Origin of the sequence: Protofrankia sp. Cr1 (assembly GCF_963555865.1) — a bacterium.
Classification (GTDB): domain Bacteria; phylum Actinomycetota; class Actinomycetes; order Frankiales; family Frankiaceae; genus Protofrankia.
Genome location: NZ_CAUVXO010000247.1, coordinates 5,343 through 7,716 on the forward strand (window position 1 = coordinate 5,343; position 2,374 = coordinate 7,716).

At 67.9% G+C, this 2,374-nt stretch carries 2 protein-coding genes; both read left to right on the forward strand.

What is annotated here, in order from left to right; genetic code table 11:
- Nucleotides 1–1,208 (forward strand): cytochrome P450 (locus U9980_RS17785; protein WP_322768947.1); only part of this gene is annotated, 1,208 nt, incomplete at its 5' end.
- Between the two features lie 84 nt (nucleotides 1,209–1,292).
- Nucleotides 1,293–2,288, forward strand: a complete 996-nt coding sequence (locus U9980_RS17790) for an LLM class flavin-dependent oxidoreductase (RefSeq protein WP_322768948.1) — start codon at nucleotides 1,293–1,295, stop codon at nucleotides 2,286–2,288.
- Nucleotides 2,289–2,374: the final 86 nt, after the last annotated feature.

Here is a 2,374-nt window from a genome sequence, read left to right on the forward strand (position 1 = left end):
GGGCCCGCGACGCCGGCGTGCCCGTCACGAACTTCGACCCGGAATGCGATCCGGCGTTCAAGGAGGACCCGCTCGGCACGATCCTGGCGGCGCAGCAACTCGGCGACGTCTTCTACAGCACCGCGGCGCGCGGCTTCTGGGTCATCACGCGCTACGACCTGTACAAGGAGATCAGCCAGGATCCGGCGCGCTACTCCAACTGCGAGACGTTCACCTTCTACCGGGACCCGCCTCCGGTGTTCCACATGCCGGCGAACCTGGATCCACCCGAGCACACCAAGGTCCGGAAGCTGATCACGCCGCTGCTGTCGCCCGCGGCCGTGAAAAGGCTCGAGCCACGAGCCCGGGCATCGGTCGCGACGATCACGGACGAGGTCGCCGCACGAGGCGGCTGCGACTTCATGGCCGACGTCGCGTTGCGCATCCCGGCCGAGGTCTTCCTCGAGCACATGGGACTTCCGCTCGCGAGCGCCGACGAAATCGTCGCCACCCGGCTGCTGCCGGCGAAGCTCAACGCCAGCAACGACCCCGGTGGCGTGCAGCTCGCCGCGGCGGTCGCGAAGGTGCGTGGCATGTTCGAAGAGGTGCTCGCCGACCGGCGACGCCGGCCCGCCGACGACATCCCCACCTACCTGTTGTCCCAGCAGCTCGACGGCCGACCCCTCACCGACGAGGAAATCGTTCAGCTCTGTTACACCCTGCTCGGCACGTCCCTCGGTACGACCGCGTCCACCATGGCGTTTCTGTTCAAACTGCTCGCCGAGAACCAGGCCCTGCGCCGGCGCGTCAACGACACCCCGCAGGTGGTCGGCGGACTGGTCGAGGAGGCCCTGCGGTGCTTCCCGGCGATCCCGCTGGTCTCCCGAACCGTTCAAGGTGACGTCGATTTTCACGGGATCACGTGGAAGGACGGCGACCGACTCCTCCTGTTGTTGTCGGCGGCAAGCGCAGACCCCGACCTGTTCCCGTCTCCGGAGAAGATGGATCCGGATCGGCTGCCGAACCGTCACCTCGCCTTCGGCCTGGGACCGCACCGGTGCGCTGGTGCACACCTGGCCCGGATGGAACTGCGCGTGCTCGTCGAGGAATGGCACCGCCGCATCCCCGACTACCACCTCGGCGACCTGTGCGGCCTCACCCACGAGGTGTCGGTCGCAGTCCGCATGACGACCCTTCCCCTGGTAGTCGGCCAGGCCGCCGCGCCCTAGGCCGCCGCGCGATCTACGCACCCCAGCGCCGCTCCGTGATCCACGCCCCTATTGCCGGGCACTCTTACAAGGAGAAGACCATCCGTGCCCCGTTTACGCCTGTCCTTCGACCTTCGGCGCCCGGATTTCGCCACCGCCAGTCCGGCCGATCTCGCCGCAACCATGCTCGACATCTGCGAGTGGGCCGACCGACTCGGCTTCGATCTGGTGTACTTCGGCGAGCACCACGGCGCCGAGGACGGCTACCTGCCGTCACCGCTGATCGCCTCGGCTGCCGCCGCCGGCCGCACCGCCCGGATGCGGTTCCGCCCCATCCTGCTCGCTCCGCTCTACCACCCGCTGCGCCTCGCCGAAGATCTCGCGGTCGTCGACCTGCTCAGCGGCGGCCGGATGAGCCCGGTGTTCGCCGCGGGCTACCGAACGCCGGAGTTCGACATGTTCGACGTCGGTCTCCACGAACGGCGCAGCCGGGTCATCGAAGCCATCGAGGTCTGCAAACTGGCGTGGACGGGTCAACCGTTCGAATTCCGCGGACGCACGGTGACGGTGACACCAACCCCCGCCCAGTGGCCGCATCCGCCGATCATCATGGGTGGGGGAGCCGAAGCGCCCGCACGGCGAGCCGCCCACCTCGCAGACGGCTTCGATCCCGCCGAACCCCGCGCCTGGGACTTCTACCGGGACGAATGCCTGAAGCTGGGACGCGACCCCGGCCCGTGGATTCCGCGCGGCCCGACGTTCCTCTACGTGTGCCCGGATCCCGACGCCGGCTGGGCCGACGTCGGCCCGAATCTCCTGCACGCCGCAAACAGCTACGCCCAGTGGATCGCCGAATCAGCAATGGGATCCAGCGAGTGGTATCCGCCGATCGGATCCGTAGACGAGCTACGCGCAGGCGGCGCCTACCAGATCGTCACGCCCGAACGCTGCATCGCCATCGCCCGAGAGCTCGGCCTGGATGGTCACCTGATCCTCCGTCCTCTGTTCGGCGGCACCGATCCGAAGAAGGCGTGGGCCAGTCTGCAGCTCTTCGAGACGGAGGTCCTGCCTTACCTCGACATCGCCGAGCCAGTTGCATGATGAGACGCCCATCAGCTCGGCTACCTGACGCTGGGTCAGCCCTAGGGCGTGTCTGATGGATCTTCGATCACGCGGATCGATGTTGA